General features: G+C 43.1%; 10 protein-coding genes, 2 rRNA genes and 1 pseudogene. 6 read left to right on the top strand and 7 right to left on the bottom strand.

What is annotated here, in order from left to right; all coding sequences use genetic code 11:
- Nucleotides 1-24 precede the first annotated feature (24 nt).
- Nucleotides 25-645: an LOG family protein gene (locus F947_RS10990; RefSeq protein WP_004975624.1), complete on the top strand. Its 621-nt coding sequence runs from the start codon at nt 25-27 to the stop codon at nt 643-645.
- An 83-nt stretch (nt 646-728) separates the two neighbouring features.
- Here the strand turns inward: F947_RS10990 and F947_RS10985 are convergent.
- Nucleotides 729-2615, bottom strand: a pseudogene (locus F947_RS10985) (choice-of-anchor I family protein).
- Between the two features lie 183 nt (nt 2616-2798).
- On the opposite strand from F947_RS10985, the gene mdtD reads away from it, so the two are divergent.
- The 5 genes from mdtD to F947_RS10960 all read left to right on the top strand — a co-directional run bounded on the left by mdtD (nt 2799) and on the right by F947_RS10960 (nt 8027).
- On the top strand, nt 2799-4190 hold the full coding sequence (gene mdtD, locus F947_RS10980; protein WP_004975619.1) for a multidrug transporter subunit MdtD: 1392 nt from the start codon (nt 2799-2801) through the stop codon (nt 4188-4190).
- A 133-nt stretch (nt 4191-4323) separates the two neighbouring features.
- Nucleotides 4324-5061, top strand: a complete 738-nt coding sequence (locus F947_RS10975) for a glycoside hydrolase family 25 protein (protein ID WP_410468203.1) — start codon at nt 4324-4326, stop codon at nt 5059-5061.
- Nucleotides 5062-5095: 34 nt separating this feature from the next.
- Nucleotides 5096-6106, top strand: coding sequence for an MBL fold metallo-hydrolase (locus tag F947_RS10970; protein WP_004975617.1), 1011 nt, complete (start codon nt 5096-5098; stop codon nt 6104-6106).
- Nucleotides 6107-6151: 45 nt separating this feature from the next.
- Entirely contained in the window at nt 6152-7207 is a 1056-nt protein-coding gene (gene dinB, locus F947_RS10965) for a DNA polymerase IV (RefSeq protein WP_004975616.1), read from the top strand.
- 463 nt (nt 7208-7670) lie between these two features.
- Nucleotides 7671-8027 carry a RidA family protein gene (locus F947_RS10960; protein WP_004975615.1) on the top strand — a complete coding sequence of 119 codons (357 nt, stop codon included), beginning with the start codon at nt 7671-7673 and terminating at the stop codon, nt 8025-8027.
- 117 nt (nt 8028-8144) lie between these two features.
- Here F947_RS10960 and F947_RS10955 read toward each other — a convergent pair whose 3' ends face one another.
- The 6 genes from F947_RS10955 to F947_RS10930 form a co-directional block, all read right to left on the bottom strand.
- Nucleotides 8145-8687, bottom strand: a complete 543-nt coding sequence (locus F947_RS10955; protein ID WP_004975614.1) for a DUF2726 domain-containing protein — start codon at nt 8685-8687, stop codon at nt 8145-8147.
- Between the two features lie 345 nt (nt 8688-9032).
- Nucleotides 9033-11405 (bottom strand): YgiQ family radical SAM protein, encoded by a 2373-nt coding sequence (locus F947_RS10950; RefSeq protein ID WP_004975613.1) that lies wholly within the window; start codon nt 11403-11405, stop codon nt 9033-9035.
- A gap of 466 nt (nt 11406-11871) precedes the next feature.
- Nucleotides 11872-13080: an MFS transporter gene (locus tag F947_RS10945; RefSeq protein ID WP_004975612.1), complete on the bottom strand. Its 1209-nt coding sequence runs from the start codon at nt 13078-13080 to the stop codon at nt 11872-11874.
- A gap of 422 nt (nt 13081-13502) precedes the next feature.
- Complete coding sequence (locus F947_RS10940) at nt 13503-14852, bottom strand: MFS transporter (protein ID WP_004975611.1); 1350 nt, start codon at nt 14850-14852, stop codon at nt 13503-13505.
- Nucleotides 14853-15137: 285 nt separating this feature from the next.
- Nucleotides 15138-15252: ribosomal RNA gene (gene rrf, locus F947_RS10935) — 5S ribosomal RNA — on the bottom strand.
- 200 nt (nt 15253-15452) lie between these two features.
- Nucleotides 15453-17748, bottom strand: a 23S ribosomal RNA gene (locus tag F947_RS10930); the annotation flags it as partial.

Below are 17748 nucleotides of genomic sequence, written 5' to 3'. Positions count from 1 at the left end.
AACATGCTATGGTGAAGAAAATAAATGAATAGCGAATTAAGAATGACCCAATATATCAATAATCCATCTCCTCAAACCTCTCAACCTTTGGTGGCACTGTACTGTGGTTCGCGCTCTGGCAATAACCCGATTTATCAGGAAAAAGCAGTACAACTGGCAAGAAAACTGGCCGAGCAAGGCTTTGGTATGGTCTACGGCGGTGCGAGTATTGGATTAATGGGTTTGGTTGCCGACACCGTTGTGCAACATGGTGGGCAAGCGGTGGGAGTAATTCCTGAATTTATGCTGGATTATGAAATTGCCCACAGTAATTTAACCGAGTTACACGTAGTCAAAAGCATGCATGAGCGTAAGGCGATGATGGCAGATCTTGCCAGTGCCTTTGTGGCGTTGCCAGGTGGCTTGGGTACTTTTGAAGAAATTTTGGAAATTGCCACTTGGGGGCAATTGAATCAGCACCAAAAACCGATGATTTTATATAATGTGAATGGCTTTTATGATGCTCTGATTCAGCAATTAGATCATGCGGTACACGAAGGTTTTTTACCACCACAGCACCGCGCTAAACTGATCGTGTGTAACCACTCCCACAAAATTATTAATGCCTTAAAGAATTTGGATTCTCCACGTCATTTTGTAGGTTGAACTTCTTTAGGTGCATGAAATAGCAATAAAAGTGAAAGCGAGTCGGTGACTCGCTTTAATAGATTTCTAATTTTGCAATGCTGTTAGTTGAGTTTGATTTGGTACACAGCAGTAGTTCCGCTGACTTCATTACCTACAACCAACAGTGGCTTGCCGTTAGGCGAGTCTTTGGCTGCAATAAAGATCAAACCTTCGGGGCCGAGATTTGAATTTTCAACGGTAACCTCATTACCTTCTGCATCGAAAGATGTACGGGTTTCACCAAACTTACGATCATTAAAATACTCAACAAAAGATGCTTGTGTCGGCTGGGTAATGTCATACACCATAATGCCACCCATACGCTCCAACCCAATAAAGGCAAAAGTTTTTTGACCAATTTTACCTAAAGCAATGCCTTCAGGCTCAGGGCCTTTATTGTCACTACGATCATCTATACTTAATTTTTCATGATTGGTATTAAAGTATTCTGGAAATAATTCAGCAGCTTTACGTTCAAAGTCATTTTTTGAGTCCCAAACAATTTTTTTGGTTTTAGGATCTACAATACTGAACGAGCGGCCACCATAAGCATATAGTTTGTCATAGGTCATGAAACCATCGCTGTCTAGCACAGGCTCACCATTTGTATCTTTCTTGTAACCTTGCGTCCAAGTAATCGTCAAACGACCCAATTGTGAATCTTTAATTAAATTATCTGCACAAACTTCATTGGCATCTGTAGTGGTACATGCTTTAAATACGTTTGAATCAAGCTTTGCGCCTTTAACCCCTGACTTTAATAGACGTAAATGCGCTGCATAATCGCCCATGGTACTGAAGCCTTTATTATTGAATAAGTGTTTAACACGAATTTCTTCTGCATAACCCTGAGTTATTTCATCCGTACCAAAATATAAGTCTTCATCAACCAACCATTCACGCGCATCACCTTCATTGGCAGTGACCAAGTAGCTTTGTCCATTGGCTTGATATTGCGCAATTGCATCTGGCATATACATGCCATATAAGCCTGGCCAAGCTTGAATATTAATCATCCCCTCATTTTTAGCACAGGCTGTAATCGTTTTACCGTTATAGTCTTGCTTACCAACAACACAATCACGATCACCTGCATCTAAAGCATTTGCAGCTAAGCCAAAGTTTTTATAACCCAATGGGAAAATATCGACCACTTGGTCTTGAATCAAATCAATCACAGCAATAGCATTGTTTTCTTGTAGACTTGCCCAAGCAGTTTTACCATCGTCACTCACCGCAATATATTCAGGCTCTAAATCTTGTGCGACAGTCGCATTTGGCCCAAAAATACGCACGCCCGCATCAAGCAATTCCTGCTTACGTGTATTCCATGCCTGAAAATCTGCAGTTTTTACAGTAGGCTTGTTAATATCAGTCAGATTAATAATACTGATCGAACCTTCTGGATCAATCGCATAGCCTTCATTTGGCTCACCTTAATTGGCAACCAAAACTTTTTTACCATCTGGGGTAAAAGTCAACATATCAGGCAATGCACCGACTTCAACTTTGCTGATAAAGCTCAGGTCTTTGGCTTTAAAAAATGCCACGATGCCTTTATCAGTTTTAGGTGTTGCCTGAACAGCTAAAGCGACAATACCTTGATGTACCGCGACACTATTGACTTCAGAATTCGCTAAATGAGTCTTGGCATCCAAGCTGTTCAGCTTAACAGGTGCACTTGGGTTGCTTAAATCCAGTACATCGACCACGCCATTTTTCGCATTGACTACAAATAAACGTTTGCTTTCAGCATCATAAGCAGGAATTTCCGCAGCACTCGCACCAAAAATTTGTGCATCGTATTCCCCTAAACGCTCCAAACTAATTGTTGTAGGTGTTGCTTCAACAACTTCTTCTTTTACAGGAATAGGATCATTATTATCATTACAGCCCACCATCCCCACAGACAATAAAGCCAACATTAATGCAGAAATTTTCGTTTTCATAAATTACTCATCATTTTTCTAAATGCACCCAACTTACAAACTCAAAGTGAATAATCGGTGACAAATAGATGACAATTTCATGGCATTTACTTGAATTTTCAAACACTTTTCATACTTTTGCAGATGCAGTCCGCTAGATTGCAAAATGGTTTAAACTAGACCAAATGTCCATTTTGCCGAGTTATGAACCAAACACCGACCCATCAAGCCCTGCATCCTGAATACCGTCTTTTGGTATTTCTGGTTTCAATTGGCTTTTTTATGCAGGCGCTCGACACCACCATTGTGAATACAGCAATCCCTGCAATGGCGAATAGCCTGCAGGAAGACCCGCTGCGGATGCACAGTGTTGTGGTGGCGTATGTGCTCTCGGTGGCAGCGTGTATTCCATTAAGTGGATGGCTGGCAGATCGTTTTGGGGTACGCAATACCTATTTTGCAGCGATTATCATTTTTACCCTTGCCTCTTTGGGTTGTGCTGCAGCAGCGAGTCTGAATGAATTACTGTTTTATCGGGTGATTCAAGGTATTGGTGGCGCATTGCTCTTGCCTGTCGGGCGCTTGGCGATGTTAAAAATTATTCCACGCACCCAGTTTTTATCTGCCATGAGCCTGATGAGTCTGGCAGGGTTGATTGGCCCCTTAATTGGCCCAACGCTGGGTGGCTGGTTGGTCGAAGTCGCCACGTGGCACTGGATTTTCCTGATCAATATTCCTATGGGCATCTTGGGCTGTTGGATTTGTATCAAAGCCATGCCAAATGTGACTGAAACTGAAGTTAAAAACTTTGATTTTCTCGGGTTTATCCTATTAGTTGTGGCGATGGCGGGCTTATCTTTAGGCATCGAAAATTTTGCCAACCCACAACATAATCTGCTTTGGAATTTAGCGTTAATCTTGGCTGGCGGTATTGCCGCAGCATGCTATGCCCGCCATGCCCATACTCATCAAAATGCCTTATTTCGCAGCGATTTATTTAAAAATCGCTTATATGCCATTGGTATTTTAGGTAACTTTTTTGCCCGCTTCGGGGGCAATGCCATGCCTTTTATCATGCCAATCATGCTACAGGTGGCTTTTGGTTTTGAACCATTTATCACAGGTTTGATGATGATTCCGACTGTGCTCGGTTCTTTGGTATCTAAACCAATTATTCGGCCTTTAATTCAACGTTTTGGCTATCGGCAGTTTTTACTGACCAATACGTTATTGGTCGGGGCGTGTATTGCTAGTTTTGCGCTGACCACTGCTGAAACTGCGACTTGGTTACGTGCCTTGCATTTTTTTATATTTGGGGTGCTTAATTCATTGCAGTTTGTGGGTATGAATACCTTTACACTCAAAGATTTACCTCAACAAGATGCCAGCAGCGGCAATAGTTTTTTATCCATGATTATGATGCTGTCGATGAGTATTGGCGTGGCATTGGCAGGTACTTTGGTGAATATGTTTAGTGCCTATTACGGCGCAGGACAGTTAGTCAGTGCCTTTCATGCCACTTTAATTTGTTTGGGTGTATTAAATATTTTGGCATTTTTAGTGTTTTGGAATATCCCCAAACACACGGCTGTTTAAAACGCCATTACCGAAAGCGCATGGTGCTACACCGCACTGCACGTTATGATATGACTTTGCTCCGCGAAGCTTTTTCAACATGCGCAAACCGTCCAATCAAGCTAAAAACTCAGCTTTTACACCGCACTATCGTATGACCATTGCGATGCTTGGCAGTGCTGTTTTGGCGGTTTTATTGTATTTGGGTGTGTTGCGCCAACAACCTGCGGCAACCGAAGAATATCCGATTCAAGGATTTGACGTGTCACATCATCAAGGCGATGTTCAGTGGCATAAAATTTCCCCACAAAAATATGCCTTTGTCTATTTAAAAGCCACCGAAGGAGGCGATTTTAAAGACCGTAAATTTCAGGATAACTGGCTCAAAGCCCGTGAACATGGTTTTTTGGTCGGAGCCTATCATTTTTATCGCTTATGCCGTGATGGCACAATTCAGGCAGAAAACTTTATTGCAACTGTTCCCAAAAAAACCGACAGTTTGCCCCCCGTGATTGACTTGGAGTATGACAGCAACTGCATTAATACCTATAGCAAAGAACAGTTACTGCGCGAAATTCAAATCATGCATGATGCGCTATATCAACATTATGAAAAACAACCGATTTTTTATGTATCCAAAGCCTTTTACAATATGGTATTGACTGAAAGTTTCAAGCAAACCCCTCTATGGGTCAGAGAATATCAGGGTAAACCACAACTGGCAGGTCAGCCAAAATGGTTGTTTTGGCAACATACCAATCAGGGTCAAATAAAAGGTATTCACACCCCAGTCGACCTAAATGTTTTTTATGGCAATACCAAACAATGGCAGCATTTTTTAACAGACAACGCAATTCAACCCACAAGACTTGAACCGAACCAGAAAAAATAACAAGATAGCTGCATCACAATAAAAAAGTACCGTCATGAAAATTATGAAAGGGCTGCTTTGGGCTGCGCTTACGCTCAGCATTTGTGCAGGATTCGCACTGCTTTACCTATTACAACCCGCAGGCAAACTAGAACAATTTTCCGCATGGCAATATTCAACAAAAACCGCAAATGCCAACTTAAAAGTACATTATTTTGGCGTATCTACCCTATTGTTTGATGATGGTGAAAACCAAATTCTGATTGATGGATTTTTTAGTCGCCCCTCTCTTGCACAAGTCATGTGGAACAAGTTAGACAGCCAACCAGCCTTATTGCACAAGTTGATTCAACAGCATCAATTACAACGCACACGTGCGATTTTGATCACCCATTCGCATTATGATCACACGCTAGATTTGCCATTTTTGGCGCAGCAACTCAAACACAGTCAAATCATCGGTTCAGAAAGTAGTTTGAACATTGCCCGTGGTGCTGCCATTCCTGAATCTCGATTAAGCCTTGTCAATCCTGCCCAACCAATACAGATTGGAAAGTTTAAGATTACGGCTATTCCATCACAGCATACCCCTGCCACCGCTGTGAATAATGATTTAGGTGAACAAATTCAACAACCATTGTCCTTACCTGCCCGTTTTTATGAATTTAAAGAAGGCGGCAGTTTTGATTATTACATTCAGCATCCTGAACAGAACATTTTAGTCAAAGCCAGTACAGGCGCGATTTCTAAACAATTACAACACTTGCAGGTAGATACTTTATTTTTAGGGATTGCACAGCTCTCTAAACAATCGGTTGCTTTTCAACAGCATTATTTAGATGAAACTGTGGGAACGTTGCGCCCTCGTGTCGTGATTCCAATTCATTGGGATAATTTTTTCCAGCCTTTAGCGCGCCCTTTAGAGTTTTTGCCCCGCATTGCCGACCATAGCCCACGGAGTTTACAGCGTTTGATCGACTATGCAGAACAGCAATCGACACAGGTGATTTTGCTGAATAGCAACACGCCTTATCCGCTTGCTCCGATGCTACAACCGACTTCCTAAACATGCGATACTGTTGAAATCTAAACGCTTCATCTAGTTTGTGCCATGCGGAAAATCATTCATATTGATATGGATGCCTTTTATGCCTCTGTTGAGCTGCGCAGTCGTCCTGAATTGCAGCATTTACCTGTGGTGATTGCTTCGCATCATCCTCGAGCTGTGATTGCTGCGGCATCTTACCCTGCGCGTGAGTTTGGTTTACGTTCTGCCATGTCGATGGCACAAGCCCGCAAACGCTGCCCGCAGGTGGTGGTACTCGAACCCAATTTTGCACTCTATCGTGAGGTTTCCACACAAATTCATCAGATTTTTCAGCGTTATACACCACTTATTGAACCCTTGTCTTTAGATGAAGCTTATTTAGATGTCACCGAAAATTTACAAGGTATTCCAAGCGCAACTGAAGTCGCAATGCGGATTCGGGCAGATATTTTTCAAAGTACAGGTTTAACGGCCTCGGCAGGTGTCGCACCGAATAAATTTTTAGCCAAAATTGCTTCGGACTGGCATAAACCCAATGGCATTTGCGTGATTAAACCCAGTCAAGTGCAGCAGTTTATTCAGGACTTACCCTTAAAGAAAATTCCAGGCGTAGGTAAAGTCACGCAGGAAAAATTAAAAAGCTTGAATTTAAATACCTTAGGCGATTTGCAACACATTGAAGAAAACCTGTTGATTCATCATTTTGGCAAATATGGAAAACGCCTGTTTTTATTTGCCCAAGGGATTGATGAACGTCCTGTGCAGGCAGAACGTGAGCGCCAGCAAATTTCCAAAGAAATCACCTTTGATGATGACTTAAACTTAGCCGAATGTGCAGCTTACTGGTCTAGCTTGATTGATCAGGTTTGGCATAGTTTAGTGAAAAAACAATATGTTGCACGTGGCGTATCGGCCAAATTGAAACTCAAAAATTTTCAGGTCTTACAACATAGCAAAAGTTTTAAACAGCCTCTTGAAACTAAAAATGATCTTGAAAAAGTCCTGCAGCTTTTGCTTCACGAAATGCATATTCCCGCACAGGATCAATTCCGTTTAATTGGGGTCGGTCTGTATCAACTCAGCCCTGCCGATGAGCAAGCACAACTATCTTTGCTGTAAATATCACAACTCATAAATATCACGGATTTTAAAGCGGTAAACTTCCCGCTCTACATAAAACATACCTAGCCAATACTTGCCGATGAATACTAAAGCCAACTTTTGTATAAATTTCAGCCAAAAGAATAAAAATAAGACAATTTACCCTTCACAGTTGTGCTTTTTAGAGTAATCTATGCGCGCGATGTATTTATCCGTACATACGCTGAGATGTCAAAAATCACCATTACTTTTGGCATACTTGTCCTGTGATTGGCGTGACGATCAAATCCGAAGATTACAGGACAACTCTGCGCTTGGCACTTCGCCGCTTTAATACCGCATCTCTCTTTTCCTCGTATTTTCCATTCAACTACTTTTTATTTTAAGCAGACTGCTGCCTGCATATTTTCCACGTGCTTGCCTGCCTCTATAATACCTCACGCTTTTTATACCCAATCGCTTGGCGCGAGGATCACACCCAATGGCTGTTCAACGTCTACATATCCAAAAACGTTATTCTGAAATTGCAATTTCGGGAAATTTAGTCCATTTGGCAGGGCAACTGGCAGAAGACACACAACAAGATATTGAGGGGCAAACCCAACAAACACTTGCCCTGATTGATCGTTTATTGGCAGATGCGGGTACAGATAAAAGCCACATCATGTCGGTGATGATTTTTCTAAAAAACATTGAGCGCGATTATGCCGCAATGAATCAAGTTTGGGATGCTTGGGTGGCAGATATACAAGCTTTACCGCGTACCTGCGTAGAAGCCAAGTTATACCATCCTGACGTTTTGGTTGAGATGACTGTGGTTGCAGTCAAACCTGAATAGCAACCCAACGTAAAATAGACACGATTAAATCAAGAGTCACAGCCAATTAAAAAAATCAGCATGTCATGGCGACATGCTGATTCATATTGTCTATCTAGTGACTTTAGCGGCAAGCGTTTAGCCTAATACCTTCACTTTATGGCGTACAGAATGCGCTAAAAAATCATACTTCTTTAAGGCAGTATCCAAATCATCTAAATCTGCATAAGATGACGATGACTGCCCAAAAGCTTCGCGTAATTCGTGATATTCAGGCACATCTTCATAACGCAGCACTTTATAACCCGCCAAACGCAGCAATTCATCTTGGTATTGTGCATTGCGGCTACGTTTCAACATCAACAAATCATCTAAAGCCACAATTGCAACAACTTGATGATTGGCATCCAACACCACAAAATCGGCCATCATATTGCGGTATTTATGTCGAGTACGTGAAAATTTCGTGGTCAGCAAGGCATCAAAAGACACATGCGCCAAGATGATATGTTGAGGTAAAATTTCCTGCAAACGTGTATACGTCAGCTGTTCATTTAAGTTAAAAATTGCACGTTGCTTTAGTGCACTGTCCTGAGGTTTTTCTCTATTTTCCAAGCCCTTAACCGCCATCAAGAGAAAGAAAATCAGTATCAAAACCCCAATCAAAATATAAATGGTCATCATTCAATCCTTAAAATCATTTTTTATAGTTGTTTCGGCTTCATGCCGATTTTTTCATCAAATCAGTATATAACACGCTTTTATATTTAAACGTTCCATTTAAGAAACTACATGAAACATTGACAAAACCATCATAGAAACAGAAATTTTGTTTCACAAGCCCGCCTTTTGTCTAAGTGCTGTAGCATCTAAGCGTGTTTTTATCATTAGATACGAATACTGTATAGCATGCAAAAAAATAACAAAGCAATGCTTAACAGATTCGATTGTCGGACAATTCCGATGAAATGAAAAGCAAACAAAAAAGGCGCTGCAGCGCCTTTTGATGGATCTTAACTTCAAGTACTAAGCTTTCGATTTTGGCTTAGATTTTTTGTGTGAAAATGGACGTTTTTCACCTGTTTCACGTGGCGGCAAACCTGTGTGCTGAGTCAATATTTGCCCTTTCTTCGGACGATTACTGTTCTGAGCACGATTACCACTTTGCCCCGTACGTTTTTGTGAATCACCCGCGACAGTCGAGTTTTTCTTACGTGCCGTTTGATACTGTCCATCTGTGCCTTGCGGCTGATAGGTTGGAATCAGGTGCTGTTTAGAGTTTCCGATTAAATCTGCACGTCCCATTTCTTTTAAGGCTTCACGCAACAACGGCCAGTTGTTTGGATCATGGTAACGTAAGAAAGCTTTATGCAAACGACGACGTTTTTCGCCTTTGACAATATCCACATTTTCGGTATAACGCGCCACTTTGGCCAGTGGGTTTTTACCCGTGTAATACATGGTCGAAGCGGTTGCCATTGGCGATGGATAGAAGGTCTGCACCTGATCGGCACGGAAACCATTCTTTTTCAGCCACAACGCCAAATTCATCATGTCGTAATCGGTCGTTCCCGGATGCGCGGCAATAAAGTACGGAATTAAATATTGCTCTTTGCCCGCCTCTTTACTGAAACGATCAAACATTTGTTTAAAGCGGTCATACGTACCAATACCCGGTTTCATCATCTTAGATAATGGACCTTTTTCGGTATGCTCTGGTGCAATTTTTAAATAACCGCCCACATGATGCGTCACCAATTCACGTACATATTCAGGGTTCAACACCGCCAAGTCATACCGCAAACCTGAACCAATCAGAATTTTTTTAATGCCTTTTAGTTCCCGTGCTTTACGATACAACTGAGTTAAAGGTGCATGATCGGTATGTAAGTTTTGACATACGCCCGGGAATACACAAGAGGGTTTACGACAATTCTTTTCAATTTCAGGGTCTTTACAATGCAAACGGTACATATTTGCAGTCGGGCCACCCAAGTCTGAAATAATGCCCGTAAAGCCAGGCGCAGTATCTCGAATTTTTTCAACTTCACGCAAAATGGATTCTTCAGAACGGTTTTGGATAATTCGTCCTTCGTGTTCGGTAATCGAACAGAAAGTACAGCCACCAAAACAACCACGCATGATATTGACCGAAAACTTGATCATATCAAAAGCAGGGAAACGTGCATTGCCATAAGATGGATGCGGCAAACGTGCATACGGTAAATCGAATACATAGTCCATTTCTTCCGTAGTCAACGGAATAGGCGGTGCATTCAACCACACATCACGTTCACCATGCTTTTGCACCAAAGCACGCGCATTGCCCGGGTTAGTTTCTAAATGCAAAATACGGTTAGCATGCGCATACAGCACAGGATCATTCACCACCTCTTCAAAAGAGGGTAAACGAATCACTGCCAATTCACGTGGGGGTAATTTGTGTTTAATTGCTTTTGAAGCAGGCTGCAATTGCACAATCTGGGTATCTGCATCTAGCTGATCACCTTCACGAACAATTGGATTGCTGACTACATCTTTCTGGAAATTTTGATATTGCGCGAGGTTGTTGCCCTTATCTTTTTCAATCTCACAACCGTCTAAATCTTCGGTCATCACATAAGGGTTGATGATTGGATCGACACGGCCCACGCTATCTACATCATTAGATGCAATTTCAACAAATTTGGATTTAGACGCACGGTTATGTTTATTGATAATAAATGCTGTACCACGTACATCTGTAATTTCGTGGATTTTTTCACCTTTGGCCAAACGGTGCATCACTTCAATAATCGAACGCTCGCCATTGCCGTACATCAATAAGTCGGCTTTAGAATCCATTAAAATCGAGCGACGAACTTTATCCGACCAATAATCATAATGTGCAATACGACGCAACGAGCCTTCAATCCCGCCAAGTAAAACAGGCACATCTGGAAAGGCTTCACGACAACGCTGACAGTACACCGTAGCTGCACGGTCAGGACGTTTATTCGGCTGATTGTCTGGCGAATAAGCATCATCAGAACGGATTTTACGGTCTGCGGTATAGCGGTTGATCATCGAGTCCATATTGCCCGCGGTAACACCCCAAGCAATGGTCGGCTTCCCTAGTACCCGAAAAGATTCCACATTGGTCCAGTCTGGTTGGGCGATGATCCCGACACGAAAGCCCTGCGCCTCAAGCACACGACCAATCACGCCCGATACAAAAGAGGGATGATCAATATAAGCATCACCACAAACCAAAATAAAATCGCAGGCATCCCAACCGAGCTGATCCATTTCTTCGCGTGACATCGGCAAAAATGGCGCAGGCTCAAAACATGACGCCCAATATTTGTCGTAATCAAACAACGCTTTGGGTGCGGTCTGAGCAGTATAAGCAGTAGACATGGCTTGCAATTCTCGGCTGGGAAGTGGAAGATCAAAAGTCGATCAAAGATGAAAGCCGACTATTTTAGCATGAATTCCATTCATCTTGCTTGATTAAAAAACACACAAAATCAATAGGGTCTGTTGACACTTCATCTATGTTTGCGACAACGCATATTTTTTAGCTGATATAAGGCATGAGGCAGGAAATTTAGTCATTCTAAATGACTGACTCATAACGCAATAGCAGCAAAAAATATGCTTGTCCTGAAAGGCTGTGGCTAAAACTTTCTCAGATTGCGTTATGAAACTTGGAAATAGACCCACTATTCCCTGCGTTTCATGCCTGATCTGCTCAGTTTTAGCCGACAGCGCAAGCCATTTATGAAATGGCATCAGACCCTAAGCTATTTTTATGCCTTAAATACTTTTGTATCTTAATAAGAAAAGCATAAACGGATCCGCTGAAAGCAATAATCCTGAACGCTTATCGTATCTCCACTGGTTTGAGCTTTAAGCGCCACGCGCCATAAAGCGCCACACCCAAGACCGCAGTCATCACCCATGTCAGACCTGACCAGCCCCATTGTTCCCAAATCAGACCGCTACCACTACCGAGCAAACTCGAACCCATGTAGTAACTAAATAAATATAATGATGATCCCACTGCACGATACTGCAGTGCTTGAATCGACACCCAACTACTGGCAGTAGAATGTGCGGCAAAAAAAGCAAAGGTAAATAGCACCAATGCAGCCAATACGACGGCTAAATATGCAATCGACATCAACCATAATGCGATCAACATTAGGACAATCACCATAGGCAACACACGTTCACGTCCAATACGATTGCCCCAGCTTGCTGCGCGTGGTGAACTGTAAATACCCGCCAAATAGGCAATTGAAATTACCCCAATCCAAACTTGAGAAAGCTCAAATGGTTTAGCCAATAAATAATAGCTAATGTAATTGAAAATACTAACGAAACAGCCCATCAGCAAAAAGCCCTGTAAAAACAGGATTCTTAATTTACGGTCTGCCAAATTGGCAACAAAAGCATCTCTAAACCGCGAGAAGCGAATCGGATACGCTGTAAAATTTTTCGATGCGGGCAGTAACATATAAAAGGTGATTGCAATCAGTAAGTTCAAACTACCAATAATTAAGGTTGCCGCTTGCCAAGAAATAAAATCGACCAAGACCCCAGCAATTAAACGTCCACCCATGCCACCAATGGCCGTACCCGAAATATACAGCCCCATAGCAAAACCAATATCTTGCTGTCGAATTTCTTCACCAATATAGGTCATGGCGACCGCAGCTACACCACTCACAGCAATGCCAATAAAAATTCGTGTGGTTAAAAAGAATGACCAGATTGGAAGTAAGGCACTCAGAATTAATAAAATGGCAGCTAAAAATAAAGCCAAAACCATAATAGGTTTACGCCCAAAACGATCTGAAATAAAACCTGTGAAAAGCAAACCTATCGCCAAAGCCACAGTAGAAAATGACAGCGGGAAACTACTTTGGGTTGGTGTAACCGTAAAAAAATCGGCCAAAATTGGCATCATCGGTTGCACACAGTACAAGGTCGAAAAAGAAGCGAAACCCGCTAGAAACAACGAAAAAAGAATGGCTTTAAACGGCTTAGTACCATACTGAACATGAGATGCTGCAGCTAAATCAGACATATTTACTCCAATCACGCAATCAGTATACGCCTGTTTATGGACAAAATAAGCTCGGTATTTTATCGTTTGCTCAAAATCAGCATCAGTATCATCCATCACTTTGTCAGTTTTTGCTTACATGTACTGAAGCAAAATGAGGCTAGGCAGTATTTTGAGCTTACGGTATTCTTTAAAGCATAAGGAGACAGGATGTTTCCCAAACAGAAAACAACAATAATAGGTTTGAGCACCAGGATCGTGAGGTACGACAGGAGTTATACCTAAACACGAAATACAAAGAAACCCCGTCAGGATGATGGGGTTTCTTTTTATCTGTGTCTTGAGTATATAACTTTATCTATCATCACTTTCTATTTACACGCCCCATAATCAAAAAGTCCCCAAACAAGGTTGAGGACTTTTGAACTTAGCACATTACAAGTTTAAGCTTTGGCAGCAACTGCTTTGCCTGCTTTAATTTGCTCAGCTTCATCTTCACTCATAATCAAGGCAACCGCAATTGCAGTGATCAACACTGGCAAACCTACTGCGATAAAGTTGAAGTGTGCAGGTAAATTCATACCCAATAAGCCGCCAATTAAGATTGGACCTACAATGGCACCCATACGACCAATTGCAGATGACCAACCAATACCTGTTGAGCGTACTGCAAGTGGGTAATATTGTGCCACATAGCTATACAACAGCATTTGTGAACCAATAGATGCTGCACCTGCCAAGAACACTAAGATGTAAAGCAAGAATTGATTAGATTGGAAGCCCATGAGGCTCATCACCAATGCGCCCATGATTCCCAAGAACATCAATACAGGTTTTAAGTGGAAACGGTCTGCCAAAATACCACCGCCCACAATACCAACGACTGCACCCACGTTCATCACCATCATGAACATTAAGCTATTATCCATCGAATAGCCTGCCGCCATCATCAGTTTTGGCAACCAGCTGCTGAGTGCATACATGGTTAATAAACAGGTAAAGAACGCCAACCAAAACAATAAAGTATTCACTGCACGACCGCGTTTGAACAAGCTCACCACGTTAGCAGCTTCAGGCACACCAACCTGATACAATTCAAAAGTGGTGTCTTCGGTAATTTTTAAATCTGGTGCTAAACGCGCTACGATTGGACGGGCTTGATCTTGCTTATTTTCTTTGACAATAAAGGTTAAAGATTCTGGCAAGAATTTCCAAATCACAGGCAATAAAAACAATGGGATACCTGCAATAAAGAACATGATTTCCCAGCCAAAACTTGGGGTAAACCATGAGCCAAGTAAGGCTGCCATTACACCACCTACAGCATAACCACTAAACATAGTAGTCACTAAGGTGCTACGCATGGTTTTAGGTGCATATTCAGAAGTTAAGGCCACAAGGTTTGGCATTACACCACCAATGCCTAAACCCGCCAAGAAACGTAAAATCGCAAACTCAGTTGGATTAGAGGCGAAGCCACCTGCAAAGGTTAAACCACTAAACAGAACGATACAGATCATGATGACTTTCTTACGACCAATTTTATCGGCCAAAGAACCAAAAATCATCGCGCCAAACATCATACCTGCCAATGCAGTACTCGCGAGCATCCCCGCCTGAACAGCACTCAAGCCCCACTCATCCATCAATAAGGGTAAAACGACCCCATTAATTGCCAAGTCATAGCCATCAAATAAAATGATCAGTAGACACCATGCCACGACATTGAAATGAAATGGTTTGAATTTTGCGTGATCGATGACATCATTCACGTTAATTGCTTGATGTGCCATTCCTCACCTCCTGTGAGTTTGTGTTTCAGTAAGCTTGAATAGCAATTTTTACAGTGAAGACTTTCATTTTTATCAGTCATCCATGTCCACTTTTGCTATTCAAGTAGATTGTGTAACTTTCACACAAAACACAAAAAATAAAAATTCAACATTAGTCTAAAACATTTTATTAATTATGGGTTTATTGTTATTTTAAACACAATAAAATGTGATTATTCTTCTTAATATTTTCTTCCCCTCATAAAAAAACACCCTCAACGCTAGTTGAGGGTGTTTAGAATAATGAGCTGGCGATGACTTACTCTCACATGGGTAACCCCACACTACCATCAGCGCGAAGAGGTTTCACTTCTGAGTTCGGGAAGGGATCAGGTGGTTCACTCTTGCTATGGTCGCCAGCACAACTGTTTATGGACTTGTTCGGGTCTTAGTTACTCTGCTTTTGCATGTAATGCCTTACTTTGTTCCAAATGAGTTATTAACAGGTTGGCTATTGGGTCTGAATTTTATTGTTTAGCGTTAACTAAATCAAGATCAGTCTGAATTGACTGATTGGATTTGAATCGATTGAGCATACAACCCCAACTGTTTGGGTGTTGTATAGTCAAGCCTCACGAGCAATTAGTATTGGTCAGCTTCACATATCGCTATGCTTCCACATCCAACCTATCAACGTCGTAGTCTTCAACGGCTCTTTAGGAGGCATAAAGCCTCGGGGAAATCTTATCTTGAGGTAGGCTTCCCGCTTAGATGCTTTCAGCGGTTATCCCTTCCGAACATAGCTACCCGGCGATGCGACTGGCGTCACAACCGGTACACCAGAGGTTCGTCCACTCTGGTCCTCTCGTACTAGGAGCAGATCCTCTCAAATTTCCAGCGCCCACGGTAGATAGGGACCGAACTGTCTCACGACGTTCTAAACCCAGCTCGCGTACCTCTTTAAATGGCGAACAGCCATACCCTTGGGACCTGCTTCAGCCCCAGGATGAGATGAGCCGACATCGAGGTGCCAAACACCGCCGTCGATATGAACTCTTGGGCGGTATCAGCCTGTTATCCCCAGAGTACCTTTTATCCGTTGAGCGATGGCCCTTCCATACAGAACCACCGGATCACTAAGACCTACTTTCGTACCTGCTCGACTTGTGGGTCTCGCAGTTAAGCGCGCTTTTGCCTTTATACTCTACGCGTGATTTCCGACCACGCTGAGCGCACCTTCGTACTCCTCCGTTACTCTTTAGGAGGAGACCGCCCCAGTCAAACTACCCACCAGACATGGTCCTCGCCCCGGATTACGGGGCAGAGTTAGAACCTCAACATTACCAGGGTGGTATTTCAAGGATGGCTCCAATGGGACTAGCGTCCCAGCTTCAAAGCCTCCCACCTATCCTACACAAGTAAGGTCAAAGTTCAATGTCAAGCTGCAGTAAAGGTTCACGGGGTCTTTCCGTCTAGCCGCGGGTACACCGCATCTTCACGGCGAATTCGATTTCACTGAGCCTCTGCTGGAGACAGCGCCGCCATCATTATGCCATTCGTGCAGGTCGGAACTTACCCGACAAGGAATTTCGCTACCTTAGGACCGTTATAGTTACGGCCGCCGTTTACTGGGGCTTCGATCAAGAGCTTCGCTTACGCTAACCCCATCAATTAACCTTCCAGCACCGGGCAGGCATCACACCCTATACGTCCACTTTCGTGTTTGCAGAGTGCTATGTTTTTAATAAACAGTTGCAGCGGCCTGGTTTCTGAGGCTGTCGACAGCTCAAGGAGCGAGTCCTATCACCATCAACAGCGTACCTTCTCCCGAAGTTACGGTACCATTTTGCCTAGTTCCTTCAGCAGAGTTCTCTCAAGCGCTTTGGTCTACTCGACCTGACCACCTGTGTCGGTTTCGGGTACGATTCCAGTGTAACTGAAGCTTAGAGACTTTTCCTGGAAGCAGGGTATCAGCCACTTCACTGTACAAGTACAGCTTGCTATCAGATCTCAGCATAGAGCACCCCGGATTTGCCTAAGATGCATGCCTACTTCCTTTCACCTGGACTACCAACGCCAGGCTGACTTAACCTTCTCCGTCCTCTCATCGCATTACACTGAAGTATTGGAATATTAACCAATTTCCCATCGACTACGCCTCTCGGCCTCGCCTTAGGGGTCGACTCACCCAGCCCCGATTAACGTTGGACTGGAACCCTTGGTCTTTCAGCGAACGGGTTTTTCACCCGTTTTGTCGTTACTCACGTCAGCATTCGCACTTCTGATACCTCCAGCAGACTTCTCAATCCACCTTCTTCGGCTTACAGAACGCTCCCCTACCACTTGACTAATGTCAAATCCGCAGCTTCGGCACATAGTTTTAGCCCCGTTACATCTTCCGCGCAGGCCGACTCGACTAGTGAGCTATTACGCTTTCTTTAAAGGGTGGCTGCTTCTAAGCCAACCTCCTAGCTGTCTATGCCTTCCCACATCGTTTCCCACTTAACTATGATTTTGGGGCCTTAGCTGGCGGTCTGGATTGTTTTCCTCTTGACTACGGACGTTAGCACCCGCAGTCTGTCTCCCGGATAGTACTCATTGGTATTCGGAGTTTGCATCGGTTTGGTAAGTCGGGATGACCCCCTAGCCGAAACAGTGCTCTACCCCCAATGGTATTCGTCCGAGGCGCTACCTAAATAGCTTTCGGGGAGAACCAGCTATCACCGAGTTTGATTAGCCTTTCACCCCTATCCACAAGTCATCCCCTGGCTTTTCAACGACAGTGGGTTCGGTCCTCCAGTTAGTGTTACCCAACCTTCAACCTGCTCATGGATAGATCACCCGGTTTCGGGTCTATACCCAGCAACTATACGCCCTATTAAGACTCGATTTCTCTACGGCTCCCCTATTCGGTTAA

The sequence above is a fragment of the Acinetobacter towneri DSM 14962 = CIP 107472 genome (assembly GCF_000368785.1).
Classification (GTDB): Bacteria; Pseudomonadota; Gammaproteobacteria; order Pseudomonadales; family Moraxellaceae; genus Acinetobacter; species Acinetobacter towneri.
Note: the sequence above shows the minus strand (reverse complement) of the source record. Positions and strands in the feature narration are given on the sequence as shown.